The following is a 22335-nucleotide window of genomic DNA, read 5'->3' on the forward strand; positions in this document are numbered from 1 at the left end:
CCCCGCAGGAACGAAGTGACGAGGAGGCTCACGGGCTACCCGCGGAAAGCGAAGTCTTGCACGGAAATCAAATGCGGAGTTTAACACAGTAAAACGAAAAAGGAGATGGGACTATGTCTACAGTAAAAGAACAAAGCTTTGAAGTACTTGAAATGAAAAGAGAGCATTATTCATTGGTGATCAACGGACAGCGTATGGAAAGTGAATCAGGGGAGACGTTCACGACTTATAATCCTGCCACGGGTGAACCGATCGCAACAGTTTCACTTGCTTCCGTGGAAGATGCAGAAAAGGCGGTTCAGGCTGCCAGGAATGCATTTGATCATGGGAAGTGGAAGAAGTTCCCTATCAACAAACGCTCCCGCGTGTTAAACAAAATTGCCGGTATCATGCGTTCACGCTTTAACGAGTTGGTTTCGCTTGAAATCATGGACAGCGGAAAATCATTATCTGCAGCCCAGGGTCAGGTCATGCAGGCAATCGAAGACTTCGAATTCTATGCGGGTGCGATTGTCGGCCACCGCGGCACGGTAAACAATGTACCGGGTCAATTCACGAATACCGCAGAGAAAGAGCCTGTCGGTGTTTGTGCCCAGATCATCCCTTGGAATTACCCATTGATGATGGCGGCATGGAAGATCGCCCCTGCGATCGCTGCTGGCTGCTCGGTGGTCGTGAAGCCGGCAACGCTCACTCCGCTCACAGCCATTGTACTTGGTGAAATCTGTATCGAAGCGGGAGTTCCTGAAGGTGTCGTGAATATCGTCCCGGGAGCCGGTTCTTCCGTCGGAAACTATCTGGTTGAACATAGAAAAGTAGACAAAGTGGCATTCACCGGTTCAACGCCGATCGGTAAAAACATCATGGAAAAGGCCTCTCAAACATTGAAGCGTGTGACATTGGAGCTTGGAGGCAAGTCTCCGAACATCGTATTTGATGATGCTGATGTAGACGCTGCGGTAGACGGTTCCCTGTTTGGAATCTTCTATAATACGGGACAGTCCTGTGAAGCTCGCTCAAGACTTTATGTGCATGAAGATATCTACGATGAGTTCATGGAAAAATTCGTCGCAAAAACAAAGAAGCTTTCGCTTGGCGATCCCCATGATAAAGGAACCCATATCGGTGCAATCATCAACCAGGGTCAGGTGGATACAATTCACAGTTATGTTGAATCTGCCAAAGAGGACGGAGCCACGATTGTGACCGGAGGAAAACCGGCGAAAGTGGAAGGCTTTGAAAAAGGATACTGGTATGAGCCAACGATCATCACTGATGTCAATCATGATATGAAGGCTGTGAAGGAAGAAATCTTCGGACCTGTTGTCGTGGTGATGAAATTCAAGGATGAAAAAGGAGTCATCAAAATGGCGAACGACAGTGAATACGGGCTTGGCTCAGCTGTGTGGACGCAAAATCACGGCCGTGCAACAAGAGTGTCCAAGGCCATCCAGGCAGGGATTGTCATGGTCAACTGTCCATTCTCGGCATTCCCGGGAACTCCGTTCGGAGGCTACAAGCAGTCAGGTTTTGGCCGCGAATTATGTGTGGAAACACTTGACTTATATACGGAAACGAAGAGTATCATTTCTTACTTTGGAAACCGTCCGCTGAATCCATTCGGCATTTAAACATAACAGCTTGATACAGGGGTTGTCCTTTTACGGGTCAACCCCTTATTGCGATAAAGGAGGAAACGAGATGACACAGCATATTGTTGTCGTAGGTTCAGGGGTAATGGGAAGAGGCATCGCATATGTGAGCGCAGTAGGAGGGTTCAGAACAACTTTAGTGGACATTAATCAAGAACAGCTTGATCATGCCAAAGAAGATATCCAGCGCATTTTTGAAAAAGGTGTGGATAGAGGGAAAATCACGAATCAGGAGTATATGGAAGCACGCGAAAGGCTTTCTTATTCTACAAATCTATCGATTACGGTTCGTGATGCGGATGTCGTCATCGAAGCAGTCCCGGAAAAGACGGATATTAAACGCGGAGTTTTTGAAGTACTGGATGCTCATGCTCCTGATTACTGCTATCTTGCAACCAACACTTCAACGATGAGTCCGACAGAAATAGGTTCTTTCACGAAGCGTCCGGACAAAGTCATTGCGATGCATTTCTTTAATCCTGTACATAAGATGCCGCTCGTTGAAATCGTAAGAGGACTGGAAACAAGTGATGAAACAGCGGAAGTGATTGAACAGGTAGCCCGTTTAATGGGCAAAGAAACCGTCGTCATCAATGAGTTTCCCGGTTTTGTCACAAGCAGGATCAGCGCGCTCGTTGGAAACGAAGCCTTTTATATGCTGCAGGAAGGCCTCGGGACCCCGGAAGAAATCGATAAAGCCATCAAGCTCGGTTTGAATTATCCGATGGGACCTTTTGAACTTGGCGATCTGGTGGGGTTGGATACACGTCTGAATAACCTGAAATATCTACATGAAAAGCTAGGGGAGAAATACCGTCCGGCCCCTCTTTTAGAACAATACGTAAAAGCTGGAAGACTAGGAAGGAAATCCGGCAAAGGAGTGTATGATTACTCGGAAACGAAAGAAAAGGAGAGCCGGCCATGAGGGAAGTTGTCATTGTTGATGCAGTGCGTACCCCGATCGGAAGGTATAAAGGAGCATTGAAGGACGTCCGCCCGGATGACCTTGGAGCGCTTGTGATCAAGGCGCTGGTCGAACGGAACAGTGAAATGCCAGTTGAAGCGATCGAAGAGGTCGTCCTCGGGAATGCCAATGGAGCGGGAGAAGACAACCGGAATGTAGCACGTATGTCCACCCTGCTCGCGGGCCTTCCAGTCGAAGTGGGAGCAACGACGATCAATCGTTTATGCGGTTCGGGATTGGATGCGGTGAATTATGCCGCCCGTGCGATCCTTGCAGGGGAAGGTGATATTTTCATTGCAGGCGGAACGGAAAGCATGACGAGGGCTCCTTTCGTCATGGCAAAGCCTTCTAAAGACTTTCCAAGAGGCAATATGGAGATGTTTGATACGACCATCGGTTGGCGCTTCGTCAATTCCCGCCTCAAGCAGAGATACGGGACGGACTCCATGCCCGAAACAGCTGAAAATGTTGCCAAGCAATATGAAATCACCAGGGAAGAACAGGACAGGTTTGCCTTCGAGAGCCAGATGAAAGCAAAGCGTGCGATGGAAGGAGAACGTTTCAAGGAAGAAATCGTTCCGGTTGAAATTGCTGATCGAAAAGGGAATGTAACCGCCGTGACGGCCGATGAGCATCCGCGTCCGGAAACAAGCATGGAAAAGCTCGGCAAGCTGACACCGCTATTTAATGAAGGAACGGTCACAGCAGGTAACGCATCAGGCGTCAATGATGGGGCCTCCGCTCTATTGTTGATGAGCAGGGAGAAAGCGGATGAACTTGGTTTGAAGCCTCTGGCCCGTTACGTTACCTCAGCAACTGCAGGGCTGGAGCCTTCCGTCATGGGGCTTGGTCCGATCTATGCCACCCGCAAAGCATTGAAGCGCGCCGGCCTCTCCCTCGATCAAATCGGATTGGTTGAGTTGAACGAAGCATTTGCCGCCCAATCGATTGCATGTGTGAGGGACCTGGGACTGAACGAAGAAATCGTCAACGTCAACGGCGGAGCGATCGCCTTCGGTCACCCGCTGGGAGCAAGCGGTGCAAGAATCCTGACATCCCTCGTGCATGAAATGAAGAAGCGCGGTACACGGTACGGAATGTCGACGATGTGTATCGGTGTGGGGCAGGGGATTGCGACGCTTGTCGAAAATGTAGAATAATAATGAAGAAAGAGGTGCTGGGAACGGGACCTCTTTCTGTGATGTCTTCTTTTCTAGAATAATTTATTAAATATAATGGAAAGAGAGCATCCCAAATAAAATGTTGAGAGAAATTTTGTAATAATATTTAATTCTCCAATGGGTTTGTGATAAGATATTTATCAAACGTAAAATGAACGTCACAAGAAAGTTTTTTCGCAAAAGTAATTGTGCAAAAAGGAGAGGCAGCAATGAATACCAGATCAATGATCTTTACCCTTTACGGGGATTACATACGCCATTATGGAAATAAAATTTGGATTGGCAGTCTCATTCGTTTGCTGAATGAATTCGGGCACAACGACCAGGCCGTCCGGGCGGCGATTTCAAGAATGAACAAACAAGGCTGGGTCCAGGCGGAGAAGCAGGGGAATAAAAGCTATTATTCATTGACCCAACCCGGCGTCGATCGCATGGAAGAAGCGGCAAACCGTATTTTCAAGCTCAAGCCTCAGGAATGGGACGGAAAATGGAGAATCTTCATGTACAGCATACCTGAAGAAATCCGAAGCATCCGCGATGAACTTCGCAAGGAACTCGTATGGAGCGGTTTTGGCACGCTTTCTACCTCCACTTGGATTTCACCAAACAATTTGGAAAAACAGGTTCAATCTTTGATCAAGAAATATGACATTAAAGAATATGTCGATTTCTTTATTGCAGAATACCAAGGGCCGAATGAAAACCAGCGATTGGTCGAAAAGAGTTGGGATTTGAAAGAAATCAATGAACGTTACCAGGAATTCATTGCTCATTACAGCCAGCAGTATATGATTGATAAGAACAAGATTAAAAAAGGCGATATGAGCGATGCTGAATGCTTTGTAGAGCGGACTAAGCTTGTACATGAGTACCGTAAATTCCTATTCGTGGATCCAGGCCTTCCAGAAGAGCTTCTTCCTGAAAAGTGGCTCGGTGCTCACGCGGCTTCCTTGTTTGCTGAATACTATAAAGAACTTGCGGAACCGGCATCCCGATTCTTCGAAGGTGTATTCGAAGACGGAAATGAATTGAAAAACAAAGACCGCAGTTACGATATCATGACCCATCCTTTATTGCTCGATTGAGAAAACCCCTGCTGAAATGGCAGGGGTTTTTGACTGCGCAGGTGCTTTAGTGTTGTTTTAAGTCTATTACAATTGATTTCAATATCATTTTCCTGACATAACGTTAAATAGCACTTGTCTAAATTTTCTTGAAAGTATAACATAAAAATAACGGAGGGGGATTTTAATGAATAACTTAACGGAGATTCTCAAAATTAAATATCCTATTCTTCAAGGGGGAATGGGGAACATCAGCAATGCTCCCCTGACTGCTGCCGTTTCCGAAGCAGGTGCGCTGGGGACCATCGGGGTCGGGACGATGAGCGTGGAGGAAGTAGAAAGTATAATCATCGAGACGAAGAAACGTACCTCAAAACCTTTTGCATTAAATATTCCAGTTGCCATCACTCCTCATTTACAGGAGATGGTCCGCCTGGTGGTTAAACATAAGGTATCGGCCGTGTCCTTGTCGGCAGGGAATCCGACGCCGCTCATTCCATATTTCCATGAACATGGAGTGAAAGTAATCTGTGTGGTCGCTTCCAAAAAGCAAGCGGTGAAAGCGGAAGAAGCAGGAGCAGATATTATTGTAGGAGAAGGATATGAAGCAGCCGGGATTAATTCAAATCTGGAAACGACGACTCTCTCACTCATTCCGCAGCTTGTGGATGCAGTGAGCATTCCCGTGGTCGCTGCAGGAGGTATAGGTGATGGAAGGGGGTTTGCAAGCATGCTCACCCTCGGCGCAAGCGGAGTGCAGATGGGGACACGTCTTATCGCTACGCAGGAAGCACCGTTTCATGAAAACTACAAAACGGTTCTTATGGATGCGAAAGATGACAGCACGGTGATTGTCGGACGCTCTGTCGGAAAAGTAAGAAGGGTCATGAAAACACCTTACTCAGCCGAATTGATCCGTAAAGAAAGGGAAGGCGTTCAGGCTGAAGAGTTCGGGAAGCTTACATCGGAAGACTATCATAGAGTAGGTGCATTGGAAGGAAAGCTGGATCAGGGGTTTATCAACGGCGGACAGGTTTCTGGATTGGTTTCGGATATCCCGACTGTGAGAGAGTTGATTGAAAAAATGATGAGTGATGCAGAGATCATTTTTGGGAGATTGGCGAAGAGCAGGATGAAATGATAGAGAGGAGGCATGTTCCTATTAGGGGAGCGTGCTTTTTTATTGGTTAGGGGTATTTTTGAGATTTTAATAGCATGGGATGAAGGCTGAATTTTGTCAGATTGTATATGTCTACGTTAGAATCGGGTTTATGAGCGCGGAGGCTTTGTACGGCAGTTAATCCCCTGGCCGTACTATTAGGATGTCTGCCATTAAATGTTTATATCTGCCGTTTTTATGATATATCTGCCAAAAAATCTTTTTATCTGCGGTTTTTAAATTTTATCTGCCAAAATTTCAATATATCTGCCATTCTTCACAAAACGACAAATTTCGCGCACCCGCCAATTGAACACCACTACCCCTTATGGAACCCAGGTCTCACAATAATACCGATTATCCCATCATCAAAAGCTTCCACAGCCCCTATCCAAAATCAGATTTCACTCCCCAAAAACCAAAAAAACATCTAGATATTCCCACCCAAACCGTCTATACTAGTATTAATTTTTAAATTTTCGGAATATTATTGACTATTTTGTGACGGTGATGATAATATAACGTTGTGTTAACGATGACGGTAATTTTTATCATAAAAATTGGATTCTATAGTCTATAAGACTATTGATCATATTTTAAGAAGAGAAAAAGGGGGATTTCAATGAAGAAGAAGAGTTTGTTACTCGGTGTCATCACCATGCTTTTGGGTATGCTGTTTTTATCTGGGTGCGGCGGTGAAAAAAGTTCAGGAGACAAAGAATATGTAATCGGGGTCACCCAGATTGTTGAACACCCTTCTTTGGATGCAGCGTTCGAAGGCTTTAAGAAGGCTTTGGCTGAAAATGGCTTTAAGGAAGGCGAGAATGTTAAGTTTGATGTTCAATTAGCTCAAGGAGATCCAAGTAACTCTCAAACGATTGCCAAGAACCTTGTCGGTGACGGCGTCGATCTTATCTTTGCGAATTCAACCCCAAGTGCTCAGCACGCATTGAATGCAACGAAGGAAATTCCGATTGTCTTTACCTCTGTTACGGATCCTGTAGGTGCTGAGTTAGTCAAATCATTCGATGAGCCTGGTGAGAATATCACAGGTACATCTGATAACCACCCTGAAGCGACTTCTAAAACCATTTTCTTTATGACAGATGAATTAGAAGCAAAAAATATCGGTATCATTTACAACTCTGGAGAGCAGAACTCTGTTGTACAAGCTGAAGAAGTGAAAAAGCTGGTCGAAGAAAAGGGAGCAAAGCTTGTTGAGGCTTCAGTTTCTACTTCCGCAGAAGTAAAGCAGGCTGCGGAGTCGCTGGTCGGTCGTGTGGATGCCATCTACATCCCGACGGATAACACAGTTGTATCCGCTCTTGAATCTGTCATATCTGTAGCAAACGATAAGGATATTCCTTTATTCGTCGGCGAGCTTGATTCCATGAAAAAGGGAGCAGTTGCAGCCAGCGGATTCAGCTATGAGGACCTTGGATATGAAACGGGCTTGATGGCCGTGAAAATTTTAAAAGGCGAGAAAAAGCCTTCTGAAATCAATGTGGAATATCCGAAGAACTTCAAGCTTATGTTCAATAAAGCAGCAGCAGAAGCACAAGGCGTGGAAGTACAGGAAGCCTGGTCTGAAATGGGAGAGTTTTACGAAGCAAAATAAGAGAGGATGATGATTCGTGCCGACAGCAATATTCGCATCCTTTGAATCCGGAATCATTTACGCTATTATGGCCCTCGGAGTCTACTTGTCCTTTCGGATATTGGATTTTCCTGATTTAACAGTCGATGGCAGCTTCGTTACCGGAGCTGCTGTCGCTGCTACCATGATTGTCAGTGGCGTAAACCCGATCATCGCAACGATAACTGCGATCGTGATTGGATTTATAGCAGGATGTATAACAGGATTGCTTCACACATTTGGTAAAATCAATGCTTTATTATCGGGGATCTTGATGATGATTGCCCTATATTCGATAAACCTCAGGATCATGGGGCGGTCGAATGTTCCTTTACTGAGCCAGGAGACGACTTTTACTGGAGTAGAAAGTATGTGGGCTCCGCTCGGAATCGATGCAGCCCTTAATAAACTTTGGATGGCGGTCGGACTGGGTGAGCCCCTTCCAGGTACATGGAGTATTTTGTTCATCATGGTCATCATTACGCTGGCCATCAAATTTTTGACGGATGCATTTTTAAAAACAGAAATCGGTTTGGCCTTGCGTGCCACTGGGGACAATCAGCGGATGATCAGAAGTTTCTCTGCCAACACCAACTTAATGATCATATTGGGCCTTGGGATCTCCAATGGCATGGTGGCGCTGTCGGGTGCCCTGATTGCGCAGTACAGCCGGTTTGCGGATGTCGGAATGGGGATCGGGATGATCATCATCGGTCTTGCTTCCGTCATCATCGGGGAAGCATTATTCGGTACAAAAACGATTGCCCGTACCACCCTCGCTGTCATAGGCGGGGCAATCATTTACCGTTTGGTCGTCAGCATGGCACTTCGGGTCGATTTCCTTGAAACAGGTGACATGAAACTGATCACTGCAACAATCGTCATTCTGGCTCTGATCATGCCGAAAGTAATGGATCATTACAAAAATAAAAAACGAAAAGAACAAAGGATGGCTGAACGAATAGGAAAGACGTCGATTACCGAAGGAAAGGGTGATAACGGTGCTGCAATTAAATCGAATTCATAAAGTATTCAATGAAGGCACACCGGATGAAAAAATCGCCCTGGACGATATTCAGCTGACCATGAAACCAGGTGATTTCGTCACAGTCATCGGCAGTAACGGAGCTGGAAAATCGACATTGATGAATATCGTTTCCGGAGTTCTGCTGCCGGATGTAGGAAATGTGTACATTGATGATCATGAGGTTTCAAGGGTATCCGAATATAAACGTTCCAAGCTGATCGGGCGTGTATTCCAGGATCCGATGGCAGGAACGGCCCCTTCCATGACGATCGAGGAAAACCTGGCGATGGCTTTTTCGAGAAACCGGACAAGAACTTTCCGGCTTGGTGTGACGAAGAAGAGGAAAGAGTTTTTCAAAGAGGTATTGGAATCGTTGCATTTAGGGTTGGAAAACCGTCTAAATGCAAAAGTGGGACTGCTGTCGGGCGGGGAAAGGCAGGCACTTTCATTATTGATGGCAACCTTCACGGAACCATCGATCCTGCTTCTCGATGAACATACCGCAGCACTTGATCCGGCCCGCGCCGATCTGATCACGAACCTGACAAAGGAAATCGTGGAGAAATATCATCTGACAACATTGATGGTCACCCACAATATGCAGCAGGCACTCGATCTCGGCAACAGGCTGATCATGATGGACAAAGGGCAGATCATCCTCGAGGTCAATGAAGACGAAAAGAAACATCTGACCGTCGAAGGCCTCCTTAATGAATTTCAACGAATCCGCGGAAGTAAATTGGCAAGCGACCGCGCTCTATTATCCTAAAAAAAGTAACGGGACCCTGTCCCGTTACTTTTTTTAAGTTATAAGAGAGTATAACTTAAATTTGAGAATTGGCCAGCTCCAGCGCCTAGCCCCTCGAGACGTTTCGATCAGCCCAGTGAAGTCAAAAAGCGACTTCACTGGTCTGCTCTCCAACGCTTGTCGGGGCTGAACAAGGCGCTTTCGCTTTTCTATGTAAAGCACCGAGAGACGGGCCTTTTGGCAAGGTTTTGAGTTTTTAAAATTTTAACAATATATTGACTATTTATAATACCGAATGTTATTATATCGTTAAATTAACGTTATATGAATATGTATAATGCGTTGGTTTAAAGGGGGAAAGCAATGAAGTCCGGATTAGCTGAAGGGCATACCGCCACGATCATGACGGAGGTGACCCCTGAGATGCAAGCCCAGTTCGAGGGAAACGTTGTTCATCCAGTTTACTCAACCGTTTCGATGGTCTATCACATGGAATGGGCATCAAGAAAGATCATCCTTCCTTACCTCGAGGAAGACGAAGAAGGTATGGGGGCAAAAGTCGCTGTAGAGCATATGGCTCCTGCAGGCACAGGTTCCAGTCTTGAAATTAAAGCAACAGTCATAAAATATGAAAGAAACATCATTGTGACAGAAGTGACTGTAAGAGATTTCAAGAATGATAGGATCATCGGTAAGGGAGAGGTCAAACAGGTTGTCCTTCCCAAAAGGAAAATTAGAGAAAAAATAGAAAGTATATAGTAATTTGTGTTCTAATCTGAAAGCGTTTACAAAAATGTCTGGGGGAAGATGAATGGATATGTTTGAACAAATCAAAAACCATGAACAAGTTGTTTTTTGTAATGATGAAGATACAGGACTCAAAGCCATAATCGCCATACATAACACAACACTTGGCCCTGCTCTTGGCGGATGCCGGATGAGGCCATACGCATCAGTGGACGAAGCATTGAACGATGTACTGCGCCTGTCAAAGGGGATGACGTATAAGTGTGCAGCGGCAGACGTTGATTTTGGGGGAGGGAAGGCTGTTATCATCGGCGATCCCGCGAAGGATAAACACCCTGAGCTGTTCCGTGCTTTCGGTCAGTTTGTGGAATCTCTGAACGGCCGTTTCTATACAGGCACAGACATGGGGACGGAACCTGAGGATTTTGTTTATGCCCTTAAAGAGACAAATTGCATTGTCGGTGTGGATGAAGTGTACGGAGGCAGCGGAGATTCTTCGATTCCGACTGCGATGGGTGTCATTTACGGACTTCAGGCAACGAACCAGACCATTTGGGGGTCAAGGGACCTGCATGGGAGAAGCTATGCGATCCAGGGACTTGGAAAGGTCGGCTATAAAGTTGCTGAACGGCTCCTTGATGAAGGGGCGGATCTGTATGTAACGGACATCAATCAAAACTCCATCGATCAATTGGTATCGAAAGCGAAAAACATGGGGGCAGCCATCAAAGTCGTATCAGGCGATGAGATATACTCTGTCGATGCCGATGTTTTCGTACCATGTGCAATCGGCGGAATCATCAATGACGATACTCTCGATCAATTAAAAGTAAAAGCAGTCGCGGGTTCTGCCAATAACCAGCTGCTGGACCTGTCTCACGGTTTGAAGCTCCATGAAAAAGGAATCCTCTACGCACCAGATTACATCGTCAATGCCGGCGGATTGATCCAGGTAGCGGATGAATTATACGAACCGAATAAGGAGCGCGTCCTGCAAAAGACAAGTGCCATCTACAACACCCTTCAGAATATTTACCTTCAAGCAGAGAACCAAAAGATGACCACAATGGAAGCAGCGGACCGGTTCTGCGAAGAGCGCATCCACTCCCGCTCAAGACGAAACAGCTTCTTCTCACACATGAAACGCCCTAAGTGGGCGGTAAGACAATAAGAAAAGCGGAGGCGGCTTGCCCTGGGACGACAAGCATAAGGCGAGCCAGCCGGAAAGGCGTTTTTTGCCTTTTGGGCTGGATTGACTTATGACCTCGAGTCCCAAGCCGCTGCAGCTGGACAATAAGAAAAGCGGAGGCGGCTTGCCGCCCGAGCTGGAACTTGAAAAAAAACAAAATAAGCACCATACGAGGTGATGAAATGATCGAGGATTTTCCAATGATCCAGGTGATGGACAATCAGGGAGAACTTATTCAAAACGAGTATGAAAACGAGATTTCTGAAGAATTGACCCGTCATTTTTACCGGCATTTGATCAGGATCCGCACCTTTGACCGTAAGGCAGTCAGCCTTCAGCGGCAAGGCCGGATCGGGACATATGCACCATTTGAAGGACAGGAGGCATCCCAAGTTGGTACTGCCCTTGCAATCGAGGAAAAAGACTGGCTCTTCCCGACCTACCGCGACCACGGTGCCACCATGACATTCGGCCATACCTTGCTGAATATCCTCCTTTTCTGGAAAGGGAGAAATGAAGGGTGTGTACCTCCGGAAGGAAAGAATATCTTCACCCCGGGCATTCCGATAGCAACACAGCTCCCGCATGCAGTGGGGGCAGCTTATGCTGAAAAAAGAAAAGGCACAAAGAATGCTGCTATTGCTTACTTTGGCGACGGGGCGACTTCGGAAGGCGATTTTCATGAAGGCTTGAATCTTGCCAGTGTATGGGAAGCACCGGTTGTCTTTTTCAATCAGAACAACCACTATGCCATTTCAGTCCCGCTGAACAAACAAATGAAAACGAAGACCATTGCCCAGAAAGCACTTGCGTATGATATTCCAGGTGTAAGGATAGACGGCAATGATATTTTTGCTGTGTATTTTGAAACGAAAAAAGCACTAGAGCGTGCGAGGAATGGAGAAGGTCCAACCTTGATCGAGTCGGTTACATGGAGATATGGTGCGCATACGACTGCCGATGATCCGACTAAATACCGCGATCAGCTTGAAAGCGATGCGAGACGGCGGGACAATGACCCGGTAGACAGGCTCGCGAAGTTCATGAAGAAAAAAGGCTGGATCGATGAAGACTGGATGGAATCCGTTGAAAAAGAATGCGCAGAGGAAGTGGATCTTGCGGTCGAGGAGTTGGAGGCGTATCCTGCTGCAGACCCGGGTGTCATTTTTGACTATGTATTTGAAACACCGACGTGGACGATCCGGGAACAAAAAGAAAAGCTCCTGAAAAGCTTAGGAGGAGTGAGCCGATGAACACGTTAACCAAGACAAAGATGCTGACCATGGTCGGAGCGATCACGGATGGAATGAGAGTGATGCTGAAAGAACATGATGATGTGCTTCTGATGGGGGAAGATATCGGTACCAACGGCGGTGTTTTCCGGGCGACTGACGGACTTCAGGCGGAATTTGGGGAAGACAGAGTCTTGGACACCCCATTAAGTGAAGCAGGTTTTATAGGGGCAGCAATCGGAATGGCTGTGAATGGCTTCAGGCCGGTGGCGGAAATCCAGTTCATGGGATTCATTTATCCTGCCTATGAGCAGATCATGACCCATGCCTCACGCCTGCGATCCAGAACGCTTGGTCATTATACATGCCCGATCGTCATCAGGGCTCCATACGGGGCCGGAGTCAGGGCACCTGAAATTCATTCTGACAGTACAGAAGCGATCTTCACCCATATGCCGGGGATCAAGGTGGTCTGCCCATCAAGCCCGTATGATGCAAAAGGGCTCATGATTGCGGCCATTGAAGACCCCGATCCGGTTCTTTTCCTTGAGCCGATGAGGTGCTACCGTTCCTCCCGTGAAGAAGTCCCGGAAGAGAAATATATAGTCGAAATCGGGAAGGGCAAGGTGGTGCAGGAAGGAGAAGACGTCACGATCATCGCCTGGGGTGCCATGGTCAAGGTAGCGGAAGAGGCTGCAGAGGAAGCAAGAGAGCAAGGTATATCCTGTGAAGTACTTGACCTCCGGACGCTTTATCCGCTCGATAAAGATCTTATTTCAAGCTCCGTCCAGAAGACGGGCAGGACCGTAGTGGTGCATGAAGCGCATGCGACAGGCGGAGTCGGGAATGATGTGCTCGCGATTATCAACGATACCTCTTTCCTGTATCAGAAAGCACCGGTGGAACGTGTGACAGGCTTTGACACTCCTGTACCATATTTCGGTTTTGAAGATTTTTATCTGCCTGACCAGAAGCGGGTCCTTGAGGCAGTGAAGAAAGTGGCAGAATACTAGATTAGCAGAGGGGGGAGTTTATGGAAGTCAAGCTTCACGATATCGGAGAAGGCATGACGGAAGCGAACGTGAATCACTTTCTTGTGAAAGCGGGAGATACCGTCAAAGCGGATCAGCCGCTGGTGGAAGTTCAAACGGACAAAATGACTGCGGAGATCCCGGCGCCCTTCTCCGGAAGAATCAAAGAACTGACAGTCGGAGAAGGAGAAACGATTCCAGTCGGGACCACTGTGCTGCTCATGGAAAAGGAAGAAGGCATGACGGATGCAGTCACCGCCCCTAAAAAGCCGCAGGGAATCCGGGCAAGAAGGGTGCTTGCTTCCCCGTATACAAGGAAGATCGCGAGAGAAAACGGAGTCGACCTGGATGAGGTCAGCGGCAGTGGAACCGGCGGCAGGATCCTTGATGAAGACGTGTACGCCTTTATTCAAGGGGGAAGTAAACAGACATCACCTGAAAAGTCTGTAAGCGTTGAAGCTTCCGCGGAAACGATGGAGGTTCAATCTTCCGTTTCCGATCAGGATTCAAACACGATCCCATTCCGGGGAAGACGGAAACAGATCGCATCCAAGATGTCCCATTCTCTTCGTACTATCGCACACTGCACTCATTTTGAAGAGATAGACGTCACGACTCTATTAGAGTGGAAAGAAACGATGAAAAACAATCATCAATCCATTTCCATGGGCGCTTATTTTATCAAGGTCATTTCTACCTGTTTAAAAGAGTTTCCTATATTCAATTCCGTACTGGACGAAAAGAATGAATGCGTCTACCTCAAACATGAACACAACATCGGCATTGCGACAGATACAGATGAGGGGCTGATCGTACCCGTTATCAGGAATGTTGAAGCAAAGTCGATGAAAGAGATCCACCAGGAAATGAAAGAACTGACACTTAAAGCGCAGGAAAATAGGTTATCGATCAAGGATATAACTGGCGGAACATTCACGGTCAGTAATGTTGGTCCATTGAACGGTTCGATCGGTGCGACACCTATCATCAATGAACCTGAGGCCGGCCTGCTTGCCTTCCATAAAACGAAGAAACGGCCAATGGTGAATGATCATGATGAAATCGTGATACGTTCGATGATGAATGTGTCGATGTCATTCGATCACCGGGTCGTTGACGGGGGAACGGCGGTACGCTTCACCAACCGGCTCCGTGATCTCATCGAAGAGCCTCAAACCTTGCTTCTGGAGTTGATATAAATGGTAGTGGGAGAAATCACGGAAGACAAAGATGTGGTCGTCATCGGCGGAGGTCCAGGCGGCTACCATGCTGCCATCAGGGCTGCAAGTTTGGGACGGAGGGTGACACTCATCGAAAAAGAAGAGCTTGGGGGCACATGCCTGAACAAGGGGTGCATTCCTTCCAAGATCTTCACTCATTTTGCCCAGGAATATAAAAAGCTCGGACACCTGTCTGAAATGGGGATGGAGTTTACACAGACAGAGCTGAATATGGCGACCCTGCAGCAGTATAGAGAGAAAAAGATCTCACAGCTGCGAAAAGGGGTGGAAGCGCTCTGTAAAGCAAATGCAGTTGAAATAGTAAAAGGGACAGCTTCCTTTCTATCCAAATCGAGAATCGGTGTAGAAAACGGACATGACTTCTCACTGTTTAATTTTAAAGAGGCGATCATTGCGGCAGGCGGAGAATTTCATTATCCCGAGAACATTCATTTTGACTCTGAAAACATTCTCAAAGAGCGGGAGATTTTTACACTGGAAGAACTGCCTGGCGAGCTTGCTGTTTATGGAACAGACTATATCTCCCTTGAGATGGCTTCATCATTTGCGGTACTTGGAAGTAAAGTGACGCTTATCTTACCGGACGAACTGCCTTTTGATTCTTCGATTTCAAAAGAAGTCCTGAGGCTCTTTAAAAAACAAAAAATAAACGTCCTTAAAGAGTGTGTACTTCACGAGGCCTCTCGTTCCGGCGACAGGGTGTATACAGTACTGAATAAAGAAAATGGTGAAACCATTTCGATTGAAAGCAGTCACTTTGCCGTAAGCGGCAGAGTGAAGCCGAACGTGAAAGAACTCGGACTCGATCGATTGGGGATTGAATTGACCGGTGAGGGTTACATTCAAGCCGATCACCAAGGGCGAACCTCCATCCGGACACTCTGGGCAATAGGCGATCTGACGGAAGGTCCTTCCCTTGCAGTAAAAGCGATCAAACAGGGGAAGGCAGCTGCGGAAGCAATCGCCGGAATGCATCCCGAAGTCGATCTCTTGCATATTCCGACTGTCCTCCAACTGACGCCGCCCGTGGCGTTTGCAGGGTTGAGCGAGAGTGAAGCGGAAGAAGCGGGATATACGGTATCCGCGAGTGAGTTCCCTGTAAGAGGGAATGGTTATGCTGGGGTCACCGGCGCCTCAGATGGCTTAGTGAAGATTGTCAGTGACAAGGAAACAGATCTCATCCTTGGTATCCATATGATCGGTGCCGGAGCCGTCGAGTTGATCCAAACAGGAGCACTGGGACTTGAAATGGCGGCAAGGGACGAGGATTTCAGCTTTCCGCTCTATGCTCATCCAAGCTATGGGGAGAGTTTGTTGGAAGCAGTTGAAGCTTTGAAGGAGGCAGCGATTCATCTTCCTCCGCGGAAAAAAGAGGCGGCGGGAAGATAACATCCTTTATTGCAGAAAAGCGTTCCAGCTTTAACAGCCGCTCTTGAGAAGACTGCAGAAATTATTTACGATATATTCAGAAAAAATAAAAAGTTACCTGGAGGGATTAGGATGCAAGAGAATACGGCAAAGAAAAGAGAAAAAGCAGAAGAACTATTTCCGGTAAGGGACGTTGATTATTTAGAGTACTATGCAGGGAATGCAAAGCAGACAGCTCACTTCTTCTGTACGGCGTACGGCTTTAAAACAGTTGCTTATTCCGGCCTTGAAACAGGGAATCGTGATACTGTGTCCTATGTACTGCAGCAAAATAAAGTTCGGCTTGTAATCACCGGCAGTCTGCACGAAGGAAGCCGGGTATCACAATTCATCCATAAGCATGGGGACGGGATCAAAGACATCGCTCTTATGGTGGACGATGTTGAAAAGGCTTACACTGGAGCGGTTGAACGAGGAGCAATTGAAATCATGCCTCCAACCACGCTTGAAGATGATGAAGGGACATTGAAAAAAGCCGTAATCGGTACATACGGGGATACGGTTCATACCCTCATCGAGCGTAAAGACTACAAAGGGATATTCATGCCTGGCTTTGAAAAGTATGATTCTGCGTTAAGCAATGAGGATGCAGGAATCATTGCAGTCGACCACGTGGTGGGGAACGTGGAACGGATGGAAGAATGGGTGGAATATTACGAGAAAGTCATGGGCTTCAAGGAAATGCGCCACTTCACCAATGAAGATATCACGACTGAATACTCTGCGCTGATGTCGAAGGTTATGCATAACGGCGGAAGAATCAAATTCCCGATCAATGAGCCTGCTGAAGGGAAACGCAAATCCCAAATCGAAGAATACCTGGAATTCTACGGCGGACCTGGTGTTCAGCACATTGCGATCCTGACAGAAGACATCGTAAAAACGGTCAGTATTTTAAAAGAAAACGGAGTCGAGTTCTTGAATACTCCGGACTCTTACTATGAAATGCTCTCTGAACGTGTGGGGGAAATCGATGAGGAAATTTCCAAAATTAAAGAGCTTAATATCTTAGTGGACCGAGATGATGAGGGCTACCTTCTTCAAATTTTCACCAAACCGATCGTCGACCGTCCGACGCTGTTCATCGAAGTCATCCAGCGCAAAGGTGCCAGAGGTTTCGGTGAAGGAAACTTCAAAGCACTATTCGAATCAATCGAACGTGAACAGGAGCGCCGCGGGAATCTATAAAAATAAATAAAATAAAAAGAGATTAGAGAGATAGAGATAAAGAAAAAGAATATAGAGAGATATTGGGGTCAAAAGGGACCGGTCAGGGGGTTAACCCGTGAAGAGGAAAGCTATTTCCTACTGAATGCGAAATGCTGTATTCAGCAAGGAAGGGAGCTTTCACTCGAAACGGGTCAGCCCCCTTCATCCATGAGGAAGGCGAGGATCACGTATGGCACTTAAGTTTAAAACAAGAGAAGCGGTGACACATATCGCTCCCTATGTGTTGGGAAAGACATTAGCCGATCTGCAAAAGGAGTATGGATTAAGCACGATCAGGAAGCTTTCGGAAAATGAAAACATTTACGGCTGCTCACCGAATGTGAAGAAGTGGTTCAAGGAGGAGGACGGAGATCTGTTTCTTTACCCGGACGGAGCCGCCATCGAACTTTCGAACAAAGTCGCTTCCTTTTTAGGGGTGGAGAAGGAAAAGCTGGTGTTCGGAAATGGATCGGATGAAGTCATCCGGCTCCTGACAAGAGCGTACATGACCTGCGGGGACGAAGCGATTATGGCGGATGTGACGTTTCCCAGGTATCAGACGAACGTTTTTTTAGAAGGCGGCTCTCCTGTCATCGTCCCATTGGTTGACGGCACGCATGATCTGAAAGCCATGGCTGGGGCGATCACTCCAAAAACAAAGCTCATCTTCGTCTGTAATCCCAACAATCCTACAGGGACCATCGTCGGAAAGAAAGAGCTCTTGGAATTCATCGAAAGCATCCCGTCCCACATATTAGTGGTCGTGGACGAAGCATACATGGAATACGTGACAACCGATGATTATCTCGAAACTCTGCCACTATTATCACAGTTTGATAACTTGATTGTCCTGAGAACCTTTTCGAAGATTTACGGTCTTGCAGGTTTGCGTGTCGGGTTCGGTGTGATGAACGAAGAAATCGCCGAACAGCTGAGAAAAGTCAAGGACGTATTCAACGTGAACATGATCGCACAGAGATCGGCCATCATCGCACTTGAGGATCAGTCTTTCATCCGCGAATGCACCCATAAGAACCAAAAAGGCCGGGAATACTTAGAAAAAGAGTTTCATCGTCTTGGAGTAAGCCATTTTCCGTCGCAGGCGAATTTCATCATGGTGGACACGGGACTGAATGGAGATCTCGTTTCTTCTGAGCTTGTGAAAAAAGGGATCGTCGTCCGATCTGGGACACTGCTTGGATATCCGACGACAGTACGCGTCACAATCGGTACGGAGGAAGACAATAAACTGTTTGTTTCTTCATTGGAAGAGATTTTAAAAGCGAAAGGAGGAGATTGAATGGATATCAAGCCTCACACCCTTCCTTGGCAGGATGCGTATAAATTAATGATTGGCAGCATCTTGCCGCGTCCGATTGCCTTTGTCTCGACGCTGGATGACGAAGGAAGAGCGAATCTCGCCCCTTTCAGTTTTTTTACCGCTATTTCTGCAGAACCGATGCTTGTCTGTTTCTCCCCGATGAGAAAAGGAAAAGACGGCAGCAAAAAAGATACGCTTTCAAATATTGAAGAGACGAATGAGTTTGTTATCAACATTGTAAGCGAAGAGTTTGTGGAGGAAATGAATAACTGTGCGATTGAATTCGACCGGGGGATAGATGAGTTTGAACAAACAGGTTTAACGAAGAAAGAATCAATCAGCGTAAAACCTCCTGCGGTTGCTGAGAGCAAGGTCCAGCTCGAATGTACCCTGCATCAGGTGCTTCACTTCGGGGATGCACCAGGCGCAGGAAGCCTTGTGATCGGCAAAGTGGAATGCGTCAGGATCGACGACGAGCTTTATTTTGACGGGAAAATTGATTCACGGAAATTAAAGCCTGTGGGAAGACTTGCCGGTCAATCGTATACAAAACCGCTGGCAGATTCTTTTGAAATGATTCGGAAAAGGTGAGTAAAGATGAAACTCGTAAGCTACCATGATGGAAATGAAATCAGAACCGGGCTGATACAAAATGATTTTGTCATAGATTTATATGAAGCAACGGACGGGGTACTTTCCAAGGATATCCTTTCGTTGATCGGTCGCGGGGACGAAGCGCTGGAGAAAATGTCAGGACTAGGTCTGTGTTCAGAAGGAGATAAAGGAGTCCGCTTGCTGGATGATGTCACGCTGAAAGCCCCGATCCCGAGACCGGTCAGCATCCGTGACTTTTATGCATTCGAGGAGCATGTCAAAACCGCTCGTAAAAAAAGGGGCCTGGATGTCGTGCCGGAGTGGTATGACATTCCTGTCTTCTACTTCACCAATCATCTGTCGGTAAAAGGGCCTGGCGATGCAGTTCCCGGACCGGCTGACTGCGAGTGGCTTGATTATGAACTGGAAATTGCCTGTGTGATCGGAAAGGAAGGCCGGAACATCTCAAAGGAAGACGCCGAGCATCATATTTACGGCTATTTCATCATGAATGACTGGAGTGCAAGGGACATCCAGAAACATGAAATGAAAGTCGGTCTCGGTCCTGCAAAAGGAAAAGATTTCGCCACATCATTCGGACCGTATTTAGTGACGAAAGATGAATTGGAAGCCAAACGGACAGGGGACCGGTTTGACTTGAGAATGACGGCCAAAGTGAACGGGAAGCTTCTTTCTGAAGGGAATTACAAAGATATTCACTACACTTTTGCAGACATGATCGAAAGGGCCTCCAAGGACGTCACCCTCTATCCCGGGGAAGTCATCGGTTCGGGGACAGTCGGGACCGGCTGCATCCTGGAGCTTGGGACGGAAACCCACCGCTGGCTGAAAGCGGGGGATGAAGTCGAATTGGAAATAGAGGGACTTGGCGTACTGCGAAACAAGGTCGCGAGTTCAAGAGAGGAGGAAAATCATGTATTACCGCAAAATGGGGAAAATCCCTCACAAACGTCACACCATGTTTAAGAAAGGCGACGGCACACTTTTCAGGGAACAGGTGATGGGTACAAAAGGATTTTCGGGTACACAATCGATTCTTTATCATCATCATCTTCCGACAGCCGTCACGAAAACAGATTATCTTGGCAGCTATATGCCCCAATTTGAAGAGGAGGGTGCTGTGCGCCACCGCCACTTTATGACGGACGGGGTGGAAAAGAAGGGGGATGCGCTTGAAAGCAGGGAGTATCTGCTTGGGAACTCAGACCTCTTGATCGGGACTGCATTTGTCACAAAGGAAATGAATCGATTCTATCGCAATGGTGATGGAGATGAAATGCTCTATATCCATTTTGGTAAAGGGAAAGTGGAAACGATGTTCGGCACGATCACCTATGGAAAAGGTGACTATGTCGTGATTCCTATCGGCACGATTTACCGAGTCATTCCTGAAGAAGATACGAAGATGCTGATTGTGGAATCCTTCAGCCAAATCACCACGCCGCGCCGCTACCGGAATGAATACGGGCAGCTCCTGGAGCACAGTCCGTTTTGCGAACGGGATATGAGAGGACCGGAAAAACTTGAAACACATGATGAAAAAGGCGAGTTCGAAGTCATTTTGAAATCAAGGGGTGCCCTGCATTCACATGTGCTGGACCATCATCCGCTTGATGTGGTCGGCTGGGACGGCTACTTATACCCTTGGGTCTTCAACATTGAGGATTTTGAACCGATCACCGGGCGCGTCCACCAGCCGCCGCCGGTCCACCAGACATTCGAAGGCCATAATTTTGTCGTGTGCTCATTTGTGCCGAGATTATATGACTATCATCCGGAAGCAATCCCGGCCCCATACAACCACAGTAATGTAAACAGCGACGAGCTGCTGTACTACGTGGAAGGGAATTTCATGAGCCGCAAAGGAATCAAGGAAGGATCCATCACACTCCATCCGAGCGGAATCCCGCACGGTCCCCATCCCGGAACGACCGAAGCAAGCATCGGCAAAAAAGAAACATTAGAACTCGCCGTCATGATCGACACCTTCAAACCACTAAAAGTCGTCAAACAAGCAAAAGATGTCGAAGATGAGAAGTATATGTTTACCTGGGTGTAAAGAGTTTTACACCTGGGTGTAAAGACTTTTACACCTGGGTGTAAATATTTTACATCTGAACATAACATATGTTGCAATGAACCAATCTGAAGTGCTTTTGAAGCATTTTGGGTTGGTTTTTTTATTTATAGAAATTTTAATTTGAGATATACAAAATGGTTGGGGGCATGTTGAAATATCCAATCTTAAACATCCCCAGCAATGTTAAAGGTTATTATTAAAGTTAGGGATGGATTTAGCAGTTGATTGGAGTGCAAGACGAAGACTCCTAACAGAAAAGCGGAAGGGCTTTGCTCAGAGGCGGGTGGCATAAGACGAATTGGCCACGAAGGCGTTCTTTGCCTTCTTGGCCGGTTTGGCTTATGACATGTGCCTCTAAGCCCTGCAGCTGGACACTTACACCTCTCTTAAGATGGTGCGACGAGGAGGCTCACCGGCCGCCCGCGGAAAGCGAAGTCTTGCACGAAAATCAACTGCGCATTTAAGCCCGATACTCATTCGCTATTATCAATTAATCTACTGAACTGAGAATCGCCTAAATCGTTATTCACAGGACCAACTTCCTTCTACAAAAAACTGACCATCAAAACCCGTCGAATCCTCCCAAACTCACCGCCAAACGAATGAATCATGACTCATTAAAAAAATTCCAAAAAAATTTATTTCAAACAAACTCGATAAGGACAAAGATGTAAGCGGTTACCATAAGTCTGATAAATCTAAATAGTCAAAAAATTTACAAAAAGACTGTTGACCTTCCCGGTAAACGGGCGTAATATTGTCCTCAATATAAAAATTCGAGCCGGAACAAACCGGTCATCGGCTGCTCCAT

Annotated in this window: 19 protein-coding genes; all 19 read left to right on the forward strand. The window is 46.8% G+C overall.

Going from position 1 to position 22335, the window contains the following annotated elements:
- The first annotated feature begins 113 nt into the window (after nt 1-113).
- The 19 genes from ACXAFV_RS09920 to ACXAFV_RS10010 all read left to right on the forward strand — a co-directional run bounded on the left by ACXAFV_RS09920 (nt 114) and on the right by ACXAFV_RS10010 (nt 21503).
- A complete protein-coding gene (locus ACXAFV_RS09920) occupies nt 114-1631 on the forward strand; it encodes an aldehyde dehydrogenase family protein (RefSeq protein ID WP_475126181.1) in 1518 nt (505 codons plus the stop codon).
- A 70-nt stretch (nt 1632-1701) separates the two neighbouring features.
- Entirely contained in the window at nt 1702-2577 is an 876-nt protein-coding gene (locus ACXAFV_RS09925) for a 3-hydroxyacyl-CoA dehydrogenase (RefSeq protein WP_475126182.1), read from the forward strand.
- Entirely contained in the window at nt 2574-3776 is a 1203-nt protein-coding gene (locus ACXAFV_RS09930; protein WP_475126183.1) for a thiolase family protein, read from the forward strand. The genes ACXAFV_RS09925 and ACXAFV_RS09930 overlap by 4 nt, the downstream gene beginning before the upstream one ends.
- Before the next feature lie 230 nt (nt 3777-4006).
- On the forward strand, nt 4007-4882 hold the full coding sequence (gene paaX / locus ACXAFV_RS09935; RefSeq protein ID WP_475126184.1) for a phenylacetic acid degradation operon negative regulatory protein PaaX: 876 nt from the start codon (nt 4007-4009) through the stop codon (nt 4880-4882).
- Nucleotides 4883-5048: 166 nt separating this feature from the next.
- A complete protein-coding gene (locus ACXAFV_RS09940; RefSeq protein ID WP_475126186.1) occupies nt 5049-6002 on the forward strand; it encodes an NAD(P)H-dependent flavin oxidoreductase in 954 nt (317 codons plus the stop codon).
- Between the two features lie 640 nt (nt 6003-6642).
- Nucleotides 6643-7638, forward strand: coding sequence for an ABC transporter substrate-binding protein (locus ACXAFV_RS09945; RefSeq protein ID WP_475126187.1), 996 nt, complete (start codon nt 6643-6645; stop codon nt 7636-7638).
- A 16-nt stretch (nt 7639-7654) separates the two neighbouring features.
- Nucleotides 7655-8683, forward strand: a complete 1029-nt coding sequence (locus ACXAFV_RS09950; RefSeq protein ID WP_475126188.1) for an ABC transporter permease — start codon at nt 7655-7657, stop codon at nt 8681-8683.
- Entirely contained in the window at nt 8658-9452 is a 795-nt protein-coding gene (locus tag ACXAFV_RS09955; protein ID WP_475126190.1) for an ABC transporter ATP-binding protein, read from the forward strand. Before ACXAFV_RS09950 ends, ACXAFV_RS09955 begins: the two co-directional genes overlap by 26 nt.
- A 342-nt stretch (nt 9453-9794) precedes the next feature.
- Nucleotides 9795-10190, forward strand: a complete 396-nt coding sequence (locus tag ACXAFV_RS09960; protein ID WP_475126191.1) for a thioesterase family protein — start codon at nt 9795-9797, stop codon at nt 10188-10190.
- A gap of 52 nt (nt 10191-10242) precedes the next feature.
- On the forward strand, nt 10243-11349 hold the full coding sequence (locus ACXAFV_RS09965) for a Leu/Phe/Val dehydrogenase (protein WP_475126192.1): 1107 nt from the start codon (nt 10243-10245) through the stop codon (nt 11347-11349).
- Between the two features lie 200 nt (nt 11350-11549).
- A complete protein-coding gene (gene pdhA, locus ACXAFV_RS09970; RefSeq protein WP_475126193.1) occupies nt 11550-12620 on the forward strand; it encodes a pyruvate dehydrogenase (acetyl-transferring) E1 component subunit alpha in 1071 nt (356 codons plus the stop codon).
- On the forward strand, nt 12617-13612 hold the full coding sequence (locus ACXAFV_RS09975; protein WP_475126195.1) for an alpha-ketoacid dehydrogenase subunit beta: 996 nt from the start codon (nt 12617-12619) through the stop codon (nt 13610-13612). Before pdhA ends, ACXAFV_RS09975 begins: the two co-directional genes overlap by 4 nt.
- A gap of 20 nt (nt 13613-13632) precedes the next feature.
- On the forward strand, nt 13633-14829 hold the full coding sequence (locus ACXAFV_RS09980; RefSeq protein WP_475126196.1) for a dihydrolipoamide acetyltransferase family protein: 1197 nt from the start codon (nt 13633-13635) through the stop codon (nt 14827-14829).
- On the forward strand, nt 14830-16260 hold the full coding sequence (locus ACXAFV_RS09985) for a dihydrolipoyl dehydrogenase family protein (RefSeq protein WP_475126197.1): 1431 nt from the start codon (nt 14830-14832) through the stop codon (nt 16258-16260).
- 111 nt (nt 16261-16371) lie between these two features.
- Nucleotides 16372-17487, forward strand: a complete 1116-nt coding sequence (gene hppD, locus ACXAFV_RS09990; RefSeq protein ID WP_475126198.1) for a 4-hydroxyphenylpyruvate dioxygenase — start codon at nt 16372-16374, stop codon at nt 17485-17487.
- A 211-nt stretch (nt 17488-17698) separates the two neighbouring features.
- Complete coding sequence (hisC, locus tag ACXAFV_RS09995; RefSeq protein WP_475126199.1) at nt 17699-18808, forward strand: histidinol-phosphate transaminase; 1110 nt, start codon at nt 17699-17701, stop codon at nt 18806-18808.
- Entirely contained in the window at nt 18809-19420 is a 612-nt protein-coding gene (locus tag ACXAFV_RS10000; RefSeq protein ID WP_475126200.1) for a flavin reductase family protein, read from the forward strand.
- A 6-nt stretch (nt 19421-19426) separates the two neighbouring features.
- On the forward strand, nt 19427-20410 hold the full coding sequence (locus tag ACXAFV_RS10005) for a fumarylacetoacetate hydrolase family protein (RefSeq protein WP_475126201.1): 984 nt from the start codon (nt 19427-19429) through the stop codon (nt 20408-20410).
- Nucleotides 20358-21503, forward strand: a complete 1146-nt coding sequence (locus ACXAFV_RS10010) for a homogentisate 1,2-dioxygenase (RefSeq protein WP_475126202.1) — start codon at nt 20358-20360, stop codon at nt 21501-21503. Before ACXAFV_RS10005 ends, ACXAFV_RS10010 begins: the two co-directional genes overlap by 53 nt.
- Nucleotides 21504-22335 lie beyond the last annotated feature (832 nt).

This window comes from Rossellomorea sp. ABR4_012 (genome assembly GCF_056159545.1).